This is a genomic window from Nonomuraea candida (genome assembly GCF_000725485.1).
Taxonomy (GTDB): Bacteria; Actinomycetota; Actinomycetes; order Streptosporangiales; family Streptosporangiaceae; genus Nonomuraea; species Nonomuraea candida.
This window is the reverse complement of sequence record NZ_JOAG01000042.1, coordinates 1-17,019: the sequence shown is the minus strand read 5'-3', so window position 1 is coordinate 17,019 and position 17,019 is coordinate 1. Positions and strand designations below refer to the sequence as shown.

The window sequence follows — 17,019 nt, the reverse complement described above, 5'->3', positions numbered from 1 at the left end:
GTCACCGGAGCGAGGAGCGGGCGGCGGGGCGCAGGCGGAGCCGTTCGGGGGGCGCGGTGAGGTGCGGCCCGAGCATCGGCAGGTCCACCTCCCGCTCCTCCTCCGGCCGGTCGAACCGGGCGAACCACACGAACACGTTCTCCCCCTCCCGCACCGGCAGGCACGGAAAGGTGTTCTCCGAGTGCTCGCTCTCCAGGCAGGCCACCGGCGGCACCCCGGCGGCGGCCAGCACGGGCACGGCCTCCTCCAGGAAGAAGGCGGCGAAGCCGTCCCCTTCGACGTGGTAGGTCGTGGCCACGTAGAGGGACGGCGGCGGCTCCCCGGCCCCTGGCGCCGGCCGCTCCCGGGAGGGCAGGTCCGGCCCCACGGAGCGCAGCAGGAGCACGTCGCCGGAGTCGGCCATCGTGGCGTTGGCCGCGTCGCGGTGGGCGCGCCACACGGGCCCGCCGTAGAACGCCTCCAGCGACGCCTTCCTGGCGGGCATGTCGGGAAAGGCGCGCAACCAGGGGAAGGTGTCGGGCTCGCCCGCCTCGCGGAACACCCCGCAGACGCGGATGCCCACCGCCTCCTGCGTCTCGATGAACTCCCGCTCGAACAGCGAGATCAGCTCGTCCCTGCGGCCCGGGCGCATCCGGTAGCGCCGCAACTCGTAGATCATGCGCCGGAGGCTAGGGCCGGGTCACTGACACCTCGTGTCAGGGTTCGGGTCGAACAATATTCTGATCACGCTTCGCCGCCGAACGATCACTGCAGGTTATATGCTCGCCATGACCTTGATCCGCTGTGGTCAAGGAAGGTCAAAGGGGGAGGGTGGCACGCCAGGGCCCGGCGGCCGCTGTCCCGGGGGCTTCCCCACTGGCGAAGGAGCACAAGTGATCAGAAAGGCGTGTGCCGCCATGGTCGTCCTGGCGGCGGTCGTCGGCGGTGCGCTACTTGCGGTTCCCGCTCACGCTGATGACGACTGGGCCGGCCCGTTCACCGGTGACAGTTGGGCCGCCAACCGGAGCGGCAACAGCGATTCGTCCCAGTCGGGAAACAACTTCGGTGACGTACTCAACGCCAACCGCGGTGAGGGTCACTCGACCAACGTCAACAACGTCAACGGCTTCGCCCCGACCGCCTCCTACGGCGGGATCACGGTGACGTACATCTTCGACTGACCGGTTGACGTCCCGACCACGAGCACTCTGAAAGGACACCGACATGATGAAGAAGCTCTGCGCGGCGGCCGCCGTCGCCGCGGCGGCCGGCGTGACCCTGCTGTCGGCCCCCGCCCACGCCGACACCAACGCCGGCAACTCCAGCGACAACCGCAACTCGTCGCAGTCGGGCAACAACTTCGGCAACGTCGTCAACGACAACGCCAGCGGGCGCGGGGCGACCAGCGTCAACAACGTCAACGGCATCGCCCTGACCGCCAGCAACGGCAGCGACATCGTCACCGACGACCTGAACGACTGATCGGGCGGTGAGGGCCGGCCGGAGGCAGACGTCCGGCCGGGCGGGCGCGTCGCGGACCGCCGAATCGTGGTGCGCCTGATACGAGCGAGCCGGGCCGGATATGGCCCGGCTCGCGGCGTATTAGCATCCATGCGTGACTACCTGTGCTTATGCGACATATGCCGATTTTGACGGCGACGACGAGCGCGAGCCGGTGCTGGCCGCCTGGCGGGCGGCGGGCATCGAGGGGCGCGTCGAGCGCTGGGACGATCCGGCGGTCGACTGGAGCGGCTATGACGCCGTGGTGGTCCGGTCCGTCTGGGACTACATCCTGCGCCGGGAGGAGTTCCTGGCCTGGGCGCGCGGGGTGGAGTCGGTCACGCGGCTGCTCAACCCGTACACCGTGATCGAGGCCAACACCGACAAGACCTACCTGCGAGACCTGGGCGTGCCGACCGTGCCGACGCACTGGTCGTCGCGCGACCTGCCGGACTGGCCCGAATACGTCGTCAAGCCGTCCGTCTCCGGCGGCGCCCGCGACACGACGAGGACCGCCGACCGCGGGGAGGCCGCGGCGCTGGCCGCCGCGCTGGAGGCCACGGGGCGCACGCCGATGGTGCAGCCGTATCTCGACATGGTCGAGTCGGAGGGCGAGACCTCGCTGCTGTACTTCAACGGCCGCCTCAGCCACGCCGTCCGGCGCACCCCCATGCTCGTCCCGGGCATGGGCGTGGACGACAACGCGCGGGCCCAGCTCCGCACCCCGGCCCCGGACCAGGTCGAGCTGGCCGAGAAGGTGCTCGCCGCCGTACCCCATGACCTTCTCTATGCCAGGGTCGACCTGGTCCGGCTGCCCGGCGGCGCGCCCGCGGTCATCGAGCTGGAGCTGACCGAGCCCTACCTCTTCCTGGGCTACGACCCGTCGGCGGCGGCGAACTTCGCCGCCGCGCTGCGCGAGCTGCTCTGATCGGCCCGCGCGATCAGCAGGAGATCCCGCCGTCCACCGGGATGACCGTGCCGGTGAGGTACGCCCCCGCCCGCGAGGCCAGGTAGATGGCCGCCCCCGCCATGTCCTCCGGCCTGCCGATGCGGCCCAGGGGCACGCTGGTGGCGATGGCCTCGCGCGTGGCGGGATCGTCGAGCGCGAAGGCCATCATCTTGGAGTCGAACGGCCCGGGGGCGATCGCGTTGACCGTGATGTGCTCCTTGGCCAGGCGCTTGGCCAGGTGCCGGGTCAGCATGTGCACCGCCGACTTCGTCGAGGAGTAGGCGAAGCTCTCCAGCGCGGGCACCTTGATGCCGTCGATCGAGCCCACGTTGATCACCCGGGCCGGGTCGTCGGCGCCGGCCGCCTCGCGCAGCTTGGGCAGGAAGCGCTGGGTCAGGTAGAACACGCCCTTGACGTTGATGTTCCAGAGCTTGTCGAAGGCGTGCTCGGGATATTCCTCCAAGGGGGCGCCCCAGGTCGCCCCCGCGTTGTTCACCAGCACGTGCAGCGGCCCGTCCACGGCCGAGACCAGCCGCTCCAGGCCCTCCGGCGTGGACAGGTCGGCCGGCACGGCGACGCAGCCGAGCTCGGCGGCCGTCTTCTCCACCTCGGCCGTCTTGCGGGCGGAGATGTAGACGCTCGCCCCCGCCTCCACGAACCCGGCGGCGATCATGCGGCCGATGCCGCGCGAGCCGCCGGTGACGACGACGGTCTTGCCTTCCACTGAGAACAGAGTCATGTTCTGGAAGCATGCCATACCGACTGGTCGGTCGCCATCGTTCAGATCCCGGGAAGCCGGCCGTTGCGGAACAGGTCCACGAACCGCCGGTGATCCTCGCGGGCCTGCGCGCCGTACCGGTGGGCGAAGTCCACCAGCATCGCGACGAACCCCGACCGGTCGTCGCCGATCACCGCCGTGATCGCCTCCTCCGTCGAGAAGTCCACCAGGTCGTGGCTGGACTCGTCGTCGGCCACCGCGTGCATGCGCGCCACCGCCCGCCCCAGGTCCTGGATGATCGAGCGCAGCTCGTCCGGCTCGTTGACGTCGTCCCAGTCCAGGTCCGCCGAGTACGGCGACACCTCCGCCACGAGCTGCCCCACCCCGTGCAGCGTCGTGTAGCCCAGCCACGGATCGGCGTAGGCCTGCAGCGCCCGCTGCGACTCGGCCGTGCGATGCCCCTGGTGCAGGAAATAAGAAACCACCCGCTCGTCGGTGACGTGGCGGGCCACCGCCGGCGCCGCCGCCTGCTTCATGTAGAGGATGACGTCGTTCTCCAGCGCCTGCGAACGCCCTTCGAGCAGCAGGTTGTACGACGGCAGCCCCGCCGACCCGATGCCCACGCCCTTGCGCAGCGCCACGTCCTTGATCACGTGCTCGACCGGGTTGACGGTCGCGGGCAGCGTGGCCAGATAGTCCTCGAACGCCTCCAGCACGGCCCGCCTGGTCGGCTCGTCCACCGGCTCGCGCCCCTCCGTGAGCGCGAAGCGCCGGTCGTAGTCGTCGATCACGGTCTCGACGTCCAGCAGCGCCACCCGGGTGCTCAGCCGGGCGCGCTGCAGCACCCGGTGCAGCACGCCGCCGGTGGTCTCCAGCGTGAGCGCGCCGATCGCGTCGTCCCCGCCCGCCGCGATCGCGCCCAGCTCCACCAGGTACGCCCCGGCGAAGTCGGTCACGAGCACGCTGATCGAGTCGTCGGACAGGGCCTTGGCGTACCCGATCAGCGCCACGCTGGCCGCGAACCGCTTCAGGTCCCAGACGTAGGGCCCCACGTACGCCTCGTCGAAGTCGTTGACGTTGAACACCAGCACGCCGGAGGCGTTCATGTAGGTGCCGAAGTTCTCCGCGTGCAGGTCGCCGTGGATCCACACCCTGCCGGTCGGCCCGTCGAGGTAGGACTCGTCGGCGTACGCGCCCGCCATGTCCGCGTAGAACAGGCAGGCGCTGCCGCGGTAGAAGGCGAACGGCGAGGCCGCCATCTTCCGGAACTTCCGCCTGAAGGCGGCGGGGTCTTGCTTGATCGACTCGCCGAACTCCGTCATGAGGACGTCGAGCAGGAAGGAGGAGCGTGTGCCCATGTTCCGGACCCTAGAGCCCGATCCCCTTGCCGCCTAGCCCGATCTTTCCCTGACGCCACGAGTCAGGGCGGCAGGCGGTCCCGGAGCGGCGGGCAGGGGACGTGCCTTCGCTCGCGGCGCGGGGTCATGGCCGTGCGGCGGGCAGGGGACGTGCCTTCGCCAGGGCGCGGGCTCCCGCCACGGCGAGCGCGACGGTCAGCGTCGCGAGCAGCGCGCACTGCGCGACCGCCATCGCCCGCAGCGTCGCCTCGGGCAGCGAGCGGAGCTCGGGCAGCCGGGTCATCAGCAGGAGCAGCCCGGCGGCCGACAGGGCCAGCGCCGGGGCCGGGCCGCTCCGGCGGGCCAGGACGGCCAGCGCGGCCACCGCCCACACAGGGATGACCGAGCCCAGATGGACCCACAGGAACAACCACGACGGGCTGGCCGGCGTCGCCGCGTACAGCAGCGTGGGCGTCACCAGCACCGCCGCGCCCGCGGCGAGCGGCGGCAGGACGAGCGCCCACCGGTGCCGCCGCGGCGTCACGTCGCCGTGGTAGCCCACGAGGAGCGCGAGCACCGGGACGACCGCGAAGACGAGGTGGGCCACGTTCTGCAGCGCCCCCGCGCCGGCCTGCCAGGTCGGCACGAAGGAGGCGGCGGCGGGCGCGACGCCGGCCACGGCCAGGAGCTTCGCCGCCGGGACGTGGCCGCGCAGGAGCGCCACGACGGCGGCGACCGCGCAGGCGCCGGCCCCCAGGCCGGCGATGGCCGCCAGCCTCTGCGCCGACCCCGGCTCTCCCGCCAGGACGGGATGGAGGCCGGACGGGAGCGTCTGGATCAGGCCGGCCAGCGCGAAGGCGGCCTGCGTGGCCAGCCCGAGCAGCGCCAGGAGCCGGACCGCCGCACCGACGGCGACGTAGGGGGAGGAGGCTCCCGCGCCGCCGAGACGCACCCGCACGGACAGGGCCAGCACGCCGGCCACCTCGCCCCAGCGGGGCCGCGGCCCCTCCTCGTCGGGCACGTCGCCGGACAGCTCCATGAACGCGTCCACCATCTCCTCCTCGCGCTCGGCGCGGTAGGAGGCGGGCAGCAGGCGCAGCACGGACCGGTAGCGCCGTTCGAGCAGGCTCACCGGCCCCGCCTCTTCCCGAGAGGCCGGGCGGCTTGTCTCTCGCGGGCCAGGGCGGCCCGTCAGGTCGTCTTCCCGAGGGCGGCTTGTCCCGTCGTCTCGCCGGGAGGTCATGCGGCGCCACCGGCCGTCCTGGCGCGCAGGCGGGCCGTGGCGGTGGCGGCGGTGGCGGCCAGCCGGGCGGCCTCCGCGCGCAGCGCCTCGGCGCCGTCGTCGGTCAGCCGGTAGTAGCGGCGCAGCCGCCCCCGCTGGGCCTCCTCCCGGTCCAGCACCACCAGCCCGGCCGCCGAGAGCCGGTCCAGCACGCCGTAGAGCGTGCCGATCTTGAGCTGGACGCGCCCCCCGGACAGCCGATCGACCTCCTGGACGATCCCGTAGCCGTGCCGGGGCTCGTCCACCAGCGCGGTCAGCGCCAGGAACATGGGCTCCGTGATATTCACCAGCCCACCATATCCTGTCTCACAGGATATCGTCAGGGGTGCTGCGAGGAGACCGACACCACCTCACCCGTCATGTACGAGGCATAGTCGCTGGCCAGGAAGACGATGACGTTCGCCACCTCCCACGGCTCCGCCGAACGCCCGAACGCCTCCTTGGCCGCCAGCTCCGCCAGCAGTTCCTCGCTGGTCACCTTCGCCAGGAACGGGTGCACGGCCAGCGACGGCGCCACGGCGTTGACCCGGACGCCGTGCTCGGCGGCCTCCACCGCCACGCACCTGGTCAGCGCCATCACCCCGGCCTTGGCCGCCGCGTAGTGCGCCTGCCCCCGCTGCGCCCGCCAGCCGACGACGGAGGCGTTGTTGACGATGACGCCGGAGCCCTGGGCCGTCATCTGGCGGAGCGCGGCCCTGGTGCAGCGCATGGTGCCGTTCAGGGTGACGTCGATGACGGCGTGCCACTGCTCGTCGGTCATCTCGGCCAGCGGCGCCGTGCCGCCGAGCCCGGCGTTGTTGACCACCACGTCCAGCCGCCCGTGCGCCTCGGCCACCGCGTCGAACAGCGCCCGCACCTGCGGCTCGGAGGTGACGTCGCACGGGACGGCCAGCGGCTTGACGCCGGTGAGCTCGGTCAGCGACTCGGCGGCGGCGGCCAGGCGGCGCTCGTGCCGATCCGAGAGCACGATCGTGGCCCCCTCCTCGGCGCAGCGCCTGGCCGTGGCGTAGCCGATGCCCGCGCCGGCGGCGGCGGTCACCAGCGTGACCTTGCCGTCCAGCAGGCCGTGCGCCTTCGGATAGGGCGGTGACATGGGCTGCTCCAATCAACGGGGACGACCTGTCAGGGGGATGGTCCCACCGGCGGGCCGACCTGTCAGGGGGGGTGATCCGGTCAGCGGGGCTGACCTGTCAGGGGGGACGACCTGTCAGGGGCCGATCCCGTCAGCGGGGCAGGCCCAGGGTGCGCTCGGCGATGATGTTGCGCTGGATCTCGCTGGAGCCGGCGTAGATCGTGTCGGCCCGGCTGAACAGGTAGAGCCGCTGCAACGGCCCGAGCCCGCCGTCGCCCGCGACCAGCCCGGCCCTGCCCTGCACGGCCTGCGCCAGCTCGCCCAGCCGGCGGTGCCACTCCGACCAGTACAGCTTGGCGATCGACGCCTCCGGCCCGGGCCCCGCCCGCAGCATGCGCAGCGCGTTGCGCCGCATGACCTCCAGCTCCAGCCACGACCGCACCAGCAGGTCGCGCAGCACCGGGTCCTCGGCCGCGCCGGTCCGCCCGGCCAGGTCGATGACCGCGTCCAGCTCCCGTCTGAACCCGATCTGCTGCCCCAGCGTGGACGCGCCGCGCTCGTGGCCCAGCGTGGCCATGGCCACCCGCCAGCCGTCGCCGGGTGCCCCGACGATGTTGCCCGCCGCCGTGCGCGCGCCGTCGAAGAACACCTCGTTGAACTCGGAGGTGCCGGTGAGCTGCACGATCGGCCGCACCTCCACGCCCGGCGCGCGCATGGGCACCAGCAGGTACGACAGCCCGCGATGCCGCGTCGAGCCCTCCTCGGTACGGCACAACACGAAGCACCAGTCGGCCAGGTGGGCCAGCGACGTCCACACCTTCTGGCCGGTGATCACCCAGGTGTCCCCTTCGAGCCGCGCCCTGGTGCGCACGTTCGCCAGGTCGGACCCGGCCTCCGGCTCGGAGTAGCCCTGGCACCACAGCTCCTCGCCGCGCCGGATCGGCGGCAGGAAGCGCTCCTTCTGCTCCTCGGTGCCGAACTCCAGGAGGGTCGGGCCGAGGAGGCCCTCGCCGATGTGGCCGACCCGGGCGGGGGCGTCGGCCCTGGCGTACTCCTCGTGGAAGGCGACCTGGTCCTCCAGGGAGGCGGCGCGGCCGCCGTACCGCTCGGGCCAGGCCAGACAAGTCCAGCCGTGCTTGCCGAGGTGGCGCTCCCACGCCAGGCGCAGCTCCTGCCCCTCGTGCTCGCGCCCGGGGCCGCCCAGGCCCCTGGCGCCGGCGAACTCGCCGCGCAGGCTCTCCTCCAGCCAGGCCCGCGCCTGCTCACGCAGGCTCAACGAACCCCCCGTAGCCGCCCTGGAAGAACACCAGCGGGCCGCCCTCGGCGTACGTGTCGAGCTGCAGCACCCGGGCCACCACGATCATGTGGTCGCCGGCCGGGTGCTCGGCCTCGACCGCGCAGTCGAGCCAGGCCAGCGCCCCTTCGAGCACCGGGCTGCCGCCGGGGGAGACCGTCCACGACAGGCCCGCGAACTTGTCGCCGCCCTTGGTCGCCAGTTGCGCGCAGACCGCCTGCTGGTGCTCGGCCAGCACGTTCACGGTCAGCGTCTTGGCGCCGCGCAGCCGGGGCCAGCTCGTGCTGGTGTAGGCCACGCAGAAGGCGACCAGGGGCGGGTCGAGCGAGACCGAGGTGAAGGAGTTGGCGGCCAGGCCGCAGGGCCGGCCGTCCACGGGGTCGAGAGCGGTGATCGCCACCACGCCGGTCGCGAACCTGCCCAGCACCTGCCGGAAGCGGCGGCTGTCGAGCTGGCCGTTCTGCCCGTCCTGGCCGTGGTGGGAGTGCCCCGTCGGCATGGCGGCTCCGTTGCGAATCCTGCGCTGATGGGGCGTCGGAAGGCCGCGACAGCCGTCCGGCGCGATCAGCCGGGCGGTGTGTGTGCTCATGGGTCCGCCTCCTCGTCCACCGACTGGCGCTATCATACCAAGCGCTTGCTTGGACGCTAGGGGGATACCGGAAAGGCTGTCAAGTCGGGCCCTCCCACCTGCGTTGACAGCCGGGAACGGGCCCGCCTACCGTGACGCTTGTGCCCAAGCGCTTGCTTGAACTCCGTGACCGCACCGCCATCGCCGGCATCGGCTACACGCCCTTCACCAAGGACTCCGGCGTCAGCACGCTGACCCTGGCCTGCCGCGCCGTGCTCGCCGCCCTGGAGGACGCGGGCCTGACACCGGACGACGTGGACGGCCTGGCCACCCACCGGGTCGGCGACTCGGCCGCCCCCTCCCTGGTCGCCCCCGCGCTGGGGCTGGACGTGACCTGGCACCTCGACCAGTTCGGCGGCGGCAGCGTCTCCCACGCCGTCGTCGGCCAGGCCGCGCTGGCGGTGGCCGCGGGCGTGGCCGACACCGTCGTCTGCTACCGGGCCATCAACGCGCGCTCGGAGTTCCGCATGGGCGGCACCGGCCGGGGCGTGCCGGTGAGCCCCGAGGTGCAGTACCAGGCCCCGTACGGGCTCGTCGCCCCCGCCCAGCACTTCGCCCTGTACGCCCGCGCCCACATGCTGCGCTACGGCACCAGACCCGAGCACTTCGGCCACCTGGCCGTCACCCAGCGCGCCAACGCCGTCAAGAACCCGCGCGCCCTCATGCGCACGCCCATCACTCTCGACGACTACCTGGCCAGCCGGTGGATCGCCGAGCCCTTCCGTCTCCTGGACTGCTGCCTGGAGACGGACGGGGCCTGCGCCGTGGTCGTCACCACGGCCGAACGCGCCCGCGCGCTGCGCCGCCCCCGGGTCCTCATCTCGGCCGCGGCGTGGGGCGGCGGCACCTCCCACCTCTCCTGCGACGACCCCACCGTCACCGGCGCGGCCGCGCTGGCCCCGCGCCTGTACGCGCAGGCCGGGCTCGGGCCGGGCGACATCGACGTGGCCGAGCTGTACGACTGCTTCACCTACTCGGTGATCGTGCAACTGGAGGACTACGGCTTCTGCCCGAAGGGCGAGGGTGGGCCGTACGCGGCCTCGGGCGCGATCGGGCCGGGCGGCGAGCTGCCGGTCAACACGCACGGCGGCTTCCTGTCCGAGGGGTACGTGCACGGCCTCAACCACGTCGCCGAGGCGGTCTCCCAGCTCAGGGGCGAGGCCGGGGACCGGCAGGTGCCGGGCGCCGAGGTGGCGCTCTCGACGGCCCAGCCCGGCTACATCCTCCCCGCCACCTCCGCCCTGATCCTGCGGCGCGCCTGAGACCCGGCCCCCGCCCGCCCGATCGAGGAACGCCTGACACGCGACCCCCGCCCGCGAGGAACGCCTGAGACGCGGCCCTTGCCCGCCCCGATCCTGAGGAGCGCCCGACATGACCCTTGCGTATCCGCCGCAGCCCGACCGTGACTCGGCCCCGTGGTGGGCGCGGGCCGGCCGGCGTGAGTTCGCCGTACAGGAATGCGACTCCTGCGGCACACTTCGCTTCCCCCCGCGCGCGTTCTGTGCCGCCTGCCGCAGGGAGGCGTGGCACTGGCGGCGGATCGCACCCGAAGGGACGGTCGAGAGCTGGATCGTCAACCACCAGCCCTTCGTGCCGGGACGGCGCGATCCATACCTAGTGGTAATGGCCCGCCTGACGGCGGTTCCGGGCTGCCTGGTGCATGGAAACTGGCGCGCCGCGCGCCCGCCGAAGCACCTGGAGCCGGTCGTGGCCGTGTTCACCGAGGTGGAGGCGGAGGTCACGCTCGTGGACTGGACGCCGGCCGATGTCTGAAACCTGCATCGCCATCCGCTGGGGCGAAAATTCTCCCGCTGGTCGACGTTGATCCGGAAAATGGATTGGTACCGGAAAATCCCACCAGTCCCACACTCACGAAGCAGCCCCCAGGTTGGGCTCCGAGGGTTGATGATGAGGCAGTAGGCATCGTCGACGTGGACGGCTCGGACTGGGCGGCAGAGGTGAGCGGTGTGAATCCGGTGGCAGGCGTGACCGCGAGGTCGCGGCGCCCGCTCCTGCCCGCCTGCCCGCTCCTGCCTTCCCGCCCGCTCCTGCCCGCCTGCCCCCGCCCGGGCCGCGTCGCCCGCGCCCCCCCGGAAAAGCGAAAGGCCCCCGTCGGGAGATGGAGGCGTGTGCTCTCGGCTCGGTCCTCGGAGGAAAACGCGTCCTGGCGGGCGTGGGGGACCCGCCAGGACGCGCTTCCTGCCCCGCGTGCGACGGCGCCAGGACTCCGGCGAGGGATGGAGTCCTAGACCGTTGGCTCGCACGCGGAGTCGATGGGGGAGCGCGAAGGCCCCAGTTGCCGGCGACGTGCGGCGATGCGTCGAGCTGTGCTTACCGGGTCATCAATGCGATGCGTGACGGGGGCGCCACCCTCCTCGTCGCAGATTAAGGATCCGTCTTCGCACCACACGGTCAGCTCGGACGACACCGATGGCGCGGACATGCCGTCAGCACTGCTCTGGTAGGTGTGGGTGAACCGCTGGCGAGTCAACGCGTAACGCAGTGAACGCGTTGTTTCGCGAGGGTCATGCCAGAACAGGTGCGGCGTGGCCGTGCGGACCGGCGACACTGGCCTTCACCCCCTCACCGGCCTTTAGATGGATTTGTACCAACGAATGGATGATGGGCCGGTCCAGGGGCCTCGGTCAAGGGGTTGTGGCCAGTTAGAACCAGATCGTCTAAATTGTTGGAACAAAAGGGGTGAAAGTGGCAAGGTCGGTGCTGTATCAGCAGGTGGCTTCGGAGTTGCGACGAGCCATCTACTCGGGTGTCCTCGGCCCCGGGGCACAGCTGCCGACCGAGGCGCAGCTCATGGAAGACCATGGGGTGAGCAGGAACACCGTGAGGCTGGCCCTTGGGGAACTCGTCAACGAGGGACTCGTCACGCGCACGCCGCGGCGCGGGACCGTGGTCAGAGACCGCAGACCGCTGCTGATCTATCCGCAGCGGGAGCTGGAGCCGCAACCCAGAGGGGAACTGCGCGAGGCGTTCGCCTACGCCGTCGCGCAGGAGGGCCGGGCGCCGAGCCAGTACATCGAGGTGCTGACCGTGTCTCCCGTCGAGGAGATCGCCAGCAGGCTCGAACTGGCGGACGGTGAGCTGGCGGTGGTGAGACGCCGTCTGCGTTTCGTGGACGGGCAGCCGTACAACACCAACGATTCCTATTTCCCCCGCGACTTGGTCGCCGATTCCGAGATAGCCAGACCCGGGGACATCGCGCGAGGAGCCAACCGGGTGCTGGAAGAGCTGGGTCATGCGCAGGTGCGCGTCGTCGACGACATCTGGGCCCGCATGCCCAACCAGGAGGAGGCCGAGCGCCTCCAGCTTGAGCTCGGCACGCCAGTCATGGTTTATGTCCGAGTGGGGTACGACGGGGCAGACATGCCAGTGCGTGTCGCCGTGTCGGTGTTGCCAGCCGACAAACATCTGATCAGATACGAGCTCGATCGTCGCCGCTGACGAGCTCGTGGGTGAAGGGGTGATCCCGCCGGCCGGGCGCAGCGAGAAATAGCCGCCTCGCTGGCCAAGGGGAGTCGTGCATACTCCCCTAAATCGCCATTTATCCATATATATCGGGTTGAGGCCCCATTTCGCCCCCTCGCGACATTGCGTCATCACGCTGTGCGTCGGGGTGAACACCCACGGCAATGAAGGATTCCATTATGCACACAAACACCCTGCTTCATCCGCTCTCGCTCAGAAGGGCGGAGCCCGCGGACCTTCCCGGCGTCCTCACGCTGCTCGCCGACACCGCCGAGTGGCTGCACACGCAAGGGGTGCGGCAGTGGCCCCGCGGCGGATTCGGCCCCGAGCGGATCGAGCCGCTCATCGAGGAGCGCGTGCTGTTCCTGCTCGACGACGAGCTCCGCTACCTCGACCCCGACGAGTCGGCACCTCCGGTGGCCACCATCGCCGTCGACGACCACGCCGACCCCGAGTTCTGGACCCCGGCCGACGCGCCGGCGTCGGCGCTCTACGTCCACAAACTGGCCGTGGCCCGCCCCTGGTCGGGCTCCGGCCTCGGGGACGCGCTCCTGGACTGGGCCTGCGCCTCGGCCTACGCCGCGGGCCTGCCCTGGCTCCGCCTCGACTGCGCCAAGGCCAACCCGCGGCTGCAGAACTACTACCGGGCCCGCGGCTTCCGCCACGTCCGCACGGTGGACCTGCCCCACCGGTCGTCCGGGGCGCTCTTCCAGCGCCGGTCGGAGGACGTGGTGACCACGGCCTTCCGCGACCTGACGGAAGCCGAGCTGATCACCGTCTGACCGGCCCCACACCCGGCCCTGCTCCGGGGCCGGGTGCGACTCCCCCTGCCGTGCCATATGCCGCTTTTGTCAAAGATCCTGCATTTAATGGCGAAAGTTACTGTACGTACAAATATGGTGGCAAAAGGGATCTTGTCGAGCCGAATAGGGCATGGTTATTCTTTGCCCGTTTGGTCAGAGCTCCAGAGCCGCACGAGTCAGGAGTGACGCCTGCCGGGTGGGGTGGAGCGGCGTTTGACGTTCCCTGACGGGACGTCCCTCGTTGTGGTTCGGAGTGTGACGGTTCGTGCACCGGTTCTTTTCGCATGCCCTCTTCTCCCGTACGGCGGCCGTCGTCCTGATCGCCGCTCTCCCCGGACTCCTCCAGCTTCCGGCGCTTCCCGCAGCCGCGGAGGTGAGCACCGGGCAGACGGCCGTGGTGACTCCCAAGCAGCAGCGGGGCTCCGCGGGAGTCTTGCCCGGCCTGACGAAGCTGCCCGCCGCGCGACCTGACACGTCCGGGCGCGCCCCGGTGAAGGGTGCCCTGCCGCGCGACGCCGGCGGGTGGCCGCGGCAGGCGACGCGGTCGGAAGCGGAGCCGAAGGCGGAGGAGAAGAAGCTGCCTCCCGGCGTGCGGCGCGCCGAGCAGGCCGACCGGGAGACACTGGCCGCGGGGGCGCTCATCGACGCGCTGTACCCCGAGGCGGGCTCGCTGGTGGGCAGCATCACCCCGCTGCTTCGGGTGCGGGCCACGAGACTGGGCGGCGGATCGTCCGCCGACCTGCGGTTCACCTTCAACATCTGTGAGAAGCCCGAGACGACCGACGAGATCGTCTTTCCGCCGCCGCCACCGCCGCCGTGCTGGAACTCCGGCGCCAAGCTGGGGCAGGACACCTGGCTCGTGCCGGCCGGCACGATCGAATGGGGCAAGCAGTACGAGTGGTGGGTGCGCGTCGCCGACCCCGCGGACGGCAGTGTCAGCGTCAGCGACAAGCAGCTGATCGCCACTGCCGCACCCCAGCCGATCAACAGCCCGCACCTGGGCGAGCAACTCGGCGAGGGCAAGGAGTTCTCGCTGGTCTCCGGCAACTACACCACGACGGTGGTGGACGCGCAGGTGCAGACGGCGGGTCCGGACCTGGCGGTGGTGCGCACGTACAACAGCATGGACTCGCGCACCACCGGCATCTTCGGCGCCGGTTGGTCGACCCCCTGGGACATGAACGTGGTCGCCGAGCGATCGGGGACGGCGATCACGGGGCTGCTGGTCACGTACGCGAGCGGCCGGCGGGTCCGGTTCGCGCCCAAGGGCGACGGCACGTACCAGCCCCCGCCGGGACGGAAGGACGTGCTGGCGGACGAGGAAGGCGGCGGCTGGCGGCTGAAGGACACCTACGCGACGACGTACGTGTTCAACGCGCAGGGCCGGCTGACCAGGATCGAGGACAACCGCGGCCGGGCGCAGACCCTGGCCTACGGCACCGACGGCCTCTTCAGCACGATCACCGGGACCGGCGGCCGGAAGCTGACCTTCACATGGGAGAACTCCCGAGTGGTCGCGGTGTCCACCGATCCGGTGGACGGCAAGGCGCAGAAGTGGACCTACGGCTACACCGGCGACAACCTGACCTCGGTGTGCTCGCCCCTGGCCGCCCCGAACTGCACCACCTACTCCTACGGTGACGGTTCCCGCTACAAGGGCCTGATCCTGGACGCGGAACCGGTGGGCTACTGGCGGCTGGGCGACGCGCAGTACGAGCCGGCCATGAACCTGGGCACCGGCGGCGGCACCGGCATCTACAACAACGTCACCGTCGGGCAGCCTGGCGCGCTGGAGGGCACCGGAGACACCGCCGCGGGCTTCACCAAGTCCACGATGATGCTGCCGACGAACATACTGGACGAGCTCGGCGACCAGGTCACCATCGAGGGCTGGATCAAGACCGCCCAGAACGGTGTCATCTTCTCCGCCGGGCAGTTCGGCTACGAGTTCGGAGCCACGGAGCCCGTCCTGTACGTGGGGACGGACGGCAAGCTGCGCGGCCAGCTCGGCTACGTGAATGGCGACTACACCCCGATCACGTCGGCCGGTCCCGTCAACGACGACCGGTGGCACCACGTGGCGCTCACCGTGGCGGGCGACAAGCAGCGGCTCTACCTCGACGGGCAGCAGGTCGGGGAGCTGACCGGGACCCTGACGGAGGAGTACCGCGCCGAAGCGTACGTGGGCAGCGGCGACCGGGCGACCTCCTGGCGGGACGTCCCCGGTGGCCAGACCGCGACGGGCGCGTTCGCGTTCAAGGGCACGATCGACGAGTTCGCGCTCTACGGCAAGCCGCTGACGGGCGCCGAGATCTCCGCGCATCACGCCGCCCGGGTGAAGGTCGGCAACAAGCTGGCGCGGACCACGCTGCCGTCCGGCCGGATCTGGGCCGAGAACGTCTACCATCCCGCGACCGACCGCCTCCAGACCCACACCGACGGCAACGGCGGCGCCTGGCAGCTCGGCGACTACGACATCGAGTGGGTCGAGGGAGTCTACGAGTTCGAGCTGACCGACCCGCGCGGCGAGAAGATGACCTACGCCTACGACTCGCTGCGCAACCTGCGGCTGGCGTACACGATCGACCAGGCCGGGGGCAAGACCACCTACGAGTACGACACCGGCGGATTCGCGGTCAAGCAGACCGACCCCAACGGCAACCTCTCCGAGCAGTGGCACGACAAGCGCGGTAACGCCATCAAGGTGAAGACCTGCCGCAAGGCCGGTGACTGCCAGTTCGTTTACCGCAGCTACTACTGGAACGCGGACGAGCCCCTCGACCCGCGCAACAACCGGCTCACCGCCGTGCGCGACGCCCGCTCGTCCGACGAGAGCGACAACACCTACGCCACCACGATCGACTACAACTCCTTCGGCGAGCAGGTCAAGCACACGATCCCGGCCACGCCGGACTTCCCCGACGGGCGCTCCTCGACGATCGCCTACACTGACGGCACCGAGCCCGCGGTGGGCGGCGGCACCATGCCGGCCGGGCTGGTGAAGTCGGAGACGGACTACCGGGGCAAGACCACCACCCACGCCTACACGGCCGCGGGCGACCACGCGGAGGTGCGGCTGCCGGCCGGCCTGGTGACCAGGTACGGTCACGACGCGCTGGGCCGGGTGGTGTCCAAGACCGAGGTGTCGTCGGCCCATCCCGACGGCGTGACGACGACCTACGCCTACGACGCCGTCGGCCGGTTGGTCTCCAACAAGGGGCCGGGCGTCAAGAACGAGGTCACCGGGGTCACGCACACCTCTGAGGTGACGTACACCTACGACCCGGACGGCAACACCCTCACGGAGACCGCCTCCGACCTGACCGGCGGGGACCCTGCGCGCACGGTCACATACACCTATGACGACTTCGGCCGGGTGGAGACGGTGACCGGCCCCGAGGGCGGCAAGGTCTCCTACGGCCATGACGGCATGGGCAACCAGACCCACATGGTGGACGAGCTGGGCAACCGCTTCGAGTACGCGTACACGGAGCGCGGCCAGCTGCACACCACGACGCTCAAGGGGTGGACCGGCAGCCCGGTGTCGCCGCAGCCGGCCGTGGACGTGGTGCTGCAGTCGTTCTCGTACGACCCCGGGGGGCGACTGGTCGCCGAGTCGGACGCCATGGGCCGCAAGATCAGCTACACGTACCACGGCGACAACCGGCTCCACGAGGTGATCGCCGACGACGTCAAGCTGAACGGCGCCACCACCGCGCGGGACGTGGTGCTGGAGGAGAACACCTACGACGCGGCCGGCAACGTCGTGAAGGTCGTCGGTGGTGGCGGCATCGAGGAGATGACCTACGCGATCGACGCGGCGGGCCGCCTGACCTCTGAGACGTTCGACCCCTCCGAGCTGGCCCGCAAGAGCGCCTACGCCTATGACGCCAACGGCAACCTGGTCAAGGCGACCAGGACCAAGGGCGGGACCGGGCGCGCGGAGAGCGTCGAGTTCGCCTACAACGACGACG

The 17,019-nt window shown here is 71.0% G+C and carries 16 protein-coding genes; 8 read left to right on the top strand and 8 right to left on the bottom strand.

What is annotated here, in order from left to right:
- Position 1: 1 nt before the first annotated feature.
- A complete protein-coding gene (locus IO39_RS33395; RefSeq protein WP_043631655.1) occupies positions 2-658 on the bottom strand; it encodes an NIPSNAP family protein in 657 nt (218 codons plus the stop codon).
- Positions 659-872: 214 nt separating this feature from the next.
- Between IO39_RS33395 and IO39_RS33390 the strand changes: the two genes are divergently transcribed.
- From IO39_RS33390 to IO39_RS33380, 3 genes are all read left to right on the top strand, one after another.
- Entirely contained in the window at positions 873-1,160 is a 288-nt protein-coding gene (locus tag IO39_RS33390) for a hypothetical protein (protein ID WP_157549205.1), read from the top strand.
- Positions 1,161-1,203: 43 nt separating this feature from the next.
- Positions 1,204-1,461 (top strand): hypothetical protein, encoded by a 258-nt coding sequence (locus tag IO39_RS33385; protein ID WP_043631649.1) that lies wholly within the window; start codon positions 1,204-1,206, stop codon positions 1,459-1,461.
- Positions 1,462-1,594: 133 nt separating this feature from the next.
- Complete coding sequence (locus tag IO39_RS33380) at positions 1,595-2,407, top strand: ATP-grasp domain-containing protein (protein ID WP_043631646.1); 813 nt, start codon at positions 1,595-1,597, stop codon at positions 2,405-2,407.
- A gap of 13 nt (positions 2,408-2,420) precedes the next feature.
- Here the strand turns inward: IO39_RS33380 and IO39_RS33375 are convergent, their stop codons facing one another.
- The 7 genes from IO39_RS33375 to IO39_RS33345 form a co-directional block, all read right to left on the bottom strand.
- Positions 2,421-3,167: an SDR family oxidoreductase gene (locus tag IO39_RS33375; protein ID WP_043631900.1), complete on the bottom strand. Its 747-nt coding sequence runs from the start codon at positions 3,165-3,167 to the stop codon at positions 2,421-2,423.
- A gap of 41 nt (positions 3,168-3,208) precedes the next feature.
- Positions 3,209-4,504, bottom strand: coding sequence for a DUF2252 domain-containing protein (locus IO39_RS33370; protein WP_043631643.1), 1,296 nt, complete (start codon positions 4,502-4,504; stop codon positions 3,209-3,211).
- Positions 4,505-4,628: 124 nt separating this feature from the next.
- Positions 4,629-5,615, bottom strand: coding sequence for a hypothetical protein (locus IO39_RS33365; protein WP_043631640.1), 987 nt, complete (start codon positions 5,613-5,615; stop codon positions 4,629-4,631).
- A gap of 107 nt (positions 5,616-5,722) precedes the next feature.
- A complete protein-coding gene (locus tag IO39_RS33360; RefSeq protein WP_245642448.1) occupies positions 5,723-6,052 on the bottom strand; it encodes a PadR family transcriptional regulator in 330 nt (109 codons plus the stop codon).
- Positions 6,053-6,084: 32 nt separating this feature from the next.
- Complete coding sequence (locus tag IO39_RS33355; protein WP_043631636.1) at positions 6,085-6,858, bottom strand: SDR family oxidoreductase; 774 nt, start codon at positions 6,856-6,858, stop codon at positions 6,085-6,087.
- A 130-nt stretch (positions 6,859-6,988) separates the two neighbouring features.
- Positions 6,989-8,113: an acyl-CoA dehydrogenase family protein gene (locus IO39_RS33350; RefSeq protein ID WP_043631633.1), complete on the bottom strand. Its 1,125-nt coding sequence runs from the start codon at positions 8,111-8,113 to the stop codon at positions 6,989-6,991.
- Positions 8,100-8,720 (bottom strand): flavin reductase family protein, encoded by a 621-nt coding sequence (locus IO39_RS33345; protein WP_157549204.1) that lies wholly within the window; start codon positions 8,718-8,720, stop codon positions 8,100-8,102. Before IO39_RS33345 ends, IO39_RS33350 begins: the two co-directional genes overlap by 14 nt.
- A gap of 140 nt (positions 8,721-8,860) precedes the next feature.
- Here IO39_RS33345 and IO39_RS33340 point away from each other — a divergent pair, with 140 nt between their 5' ends.
- The 5 genes from IO39_RS33340 to IO39_RS33320 all read left to right on the top strand — a co-directional run.
- The gene (locus tag IO39_RS33340; RefSeq protein ID WP_245642447.1) at positions 8,861-10,021 is read left to right on the top strand and encodes a thiolase C-terminal domain-containing protein; all 1,161 of its coding nucleotides are present in this window, start codon (positions 8,861-8,863) and stop codon (positions 10,019-10,021) included.
- Between the two features lie 109 nt (positions 10,022-10,130).
- Positions 10,131-10,532 carry a Zn-ribbon domain-containing OB-fold protein gene (locus tag IO39_RS33335; protein ID WP_043631627.1) on the top strand — a complete coding sequence of 134 codons (402 nt, stop codon included), beginning with the start codon at positions 10,131-10,133 and terminating at the stop codon, positions 10,530-10,532.
- A 945-nt stretch (positions 10,533-11,477) separates the two neighbouring features.
- Positions 11,478-12,218 (top strand): GntR family transcriptional regulator, encoded by a 741-nt coding sequence (locus IO39_RS33330; RefSeq protein ID WP_084773919.1) that lies wholly within the window; start codon positions 11,478-11,480, stop codon positions 12,216-12,218.
- 203 nt (positions 12,219-12,421) lie between these two features.
- Positions 12,422-13,024 carry a GNAT family N-acetyltransferase gene (locus IO39_RS33325; RefSeq protein ID WP_043631618.1) on the top strand — a complete coding sequence of 201 codons (603 nt, stop codon included), beginning with the start codon at positions 12,422-12,424 and terminating at the stop codon, positions 13,022-13,024.
- Between the two features lie 286 nt (positions 13,025-13,310).
- A partial coding sequence (locus IO39_RS33320) for a LamG-like jellyroll fold domain-containing protein (RefSeq protein WP_245642446.1) occupies positions 13,311-17,019 on the top strand: 3,709 nt, incomplete at its 3' end.

Excerpts from the sequence above, each read along its gene's own strand:
- IO39_RS33370 (WP_043631643.1), bottom strand. The coding sequence starts at position 4,504 with ATGGGCACACGCTCCTCCTTCCTGCTCGACGTCCTCATGACGGAGTTC.
- IO39_RS33385 (WP_043631649.1), top strand. The coding sequence starts at position 1,204 with ATGATGAAGAAGCTCTGCGCGGCGGCCGCCGTCGCCGCGGCGGCCGGC.
- IO39_RS33395 (WP_043631655.1), bottom strand. The coding sequence starts at position 658 with ATGATCTACGAGTTGCGGCGCTACCGGATGCGCCCGGGCCGCAGGGAC.
- IO39_RS33375 (WP_043631900.1), bottom strand. The coding sequence starts at position 3,167 with ATGACTCTGTTCTCAGTGGAAGGCAAGACCGTCGTCGTCACCGGCGGC.
- IO39_RS33355 (WP_043631636.1), bottom strand. The coding sequence starts at position 6,858 with ATGTCACCGCCCTATCCGAAGGCGCACGGCCTGCTGGACGGCAAGGTC.
- IO39_RS33335 (WP_043631627.1), top strand. The coding sequence starts at position 10,131 with ATGACCCTTGCGTATCCGCCGCAGCCCGACCGTGACTCGGCCCCGTGG.
- IO39_RS33325 (WP_043631618.1), top strand. The coding sequence starts at position 12,422 with ATGCACACAAACACCCTGCTTCATCCGCTCTCGCTCAGAAGGGCGGAG.
- IO39_RS33345 (WP_157549204.1), bottom strand. The coding sequence starts at position 8,720 with ATGAGCACACACACCGCCCGGCTGATCGCGCCGGACGGCTGTCGCGGC.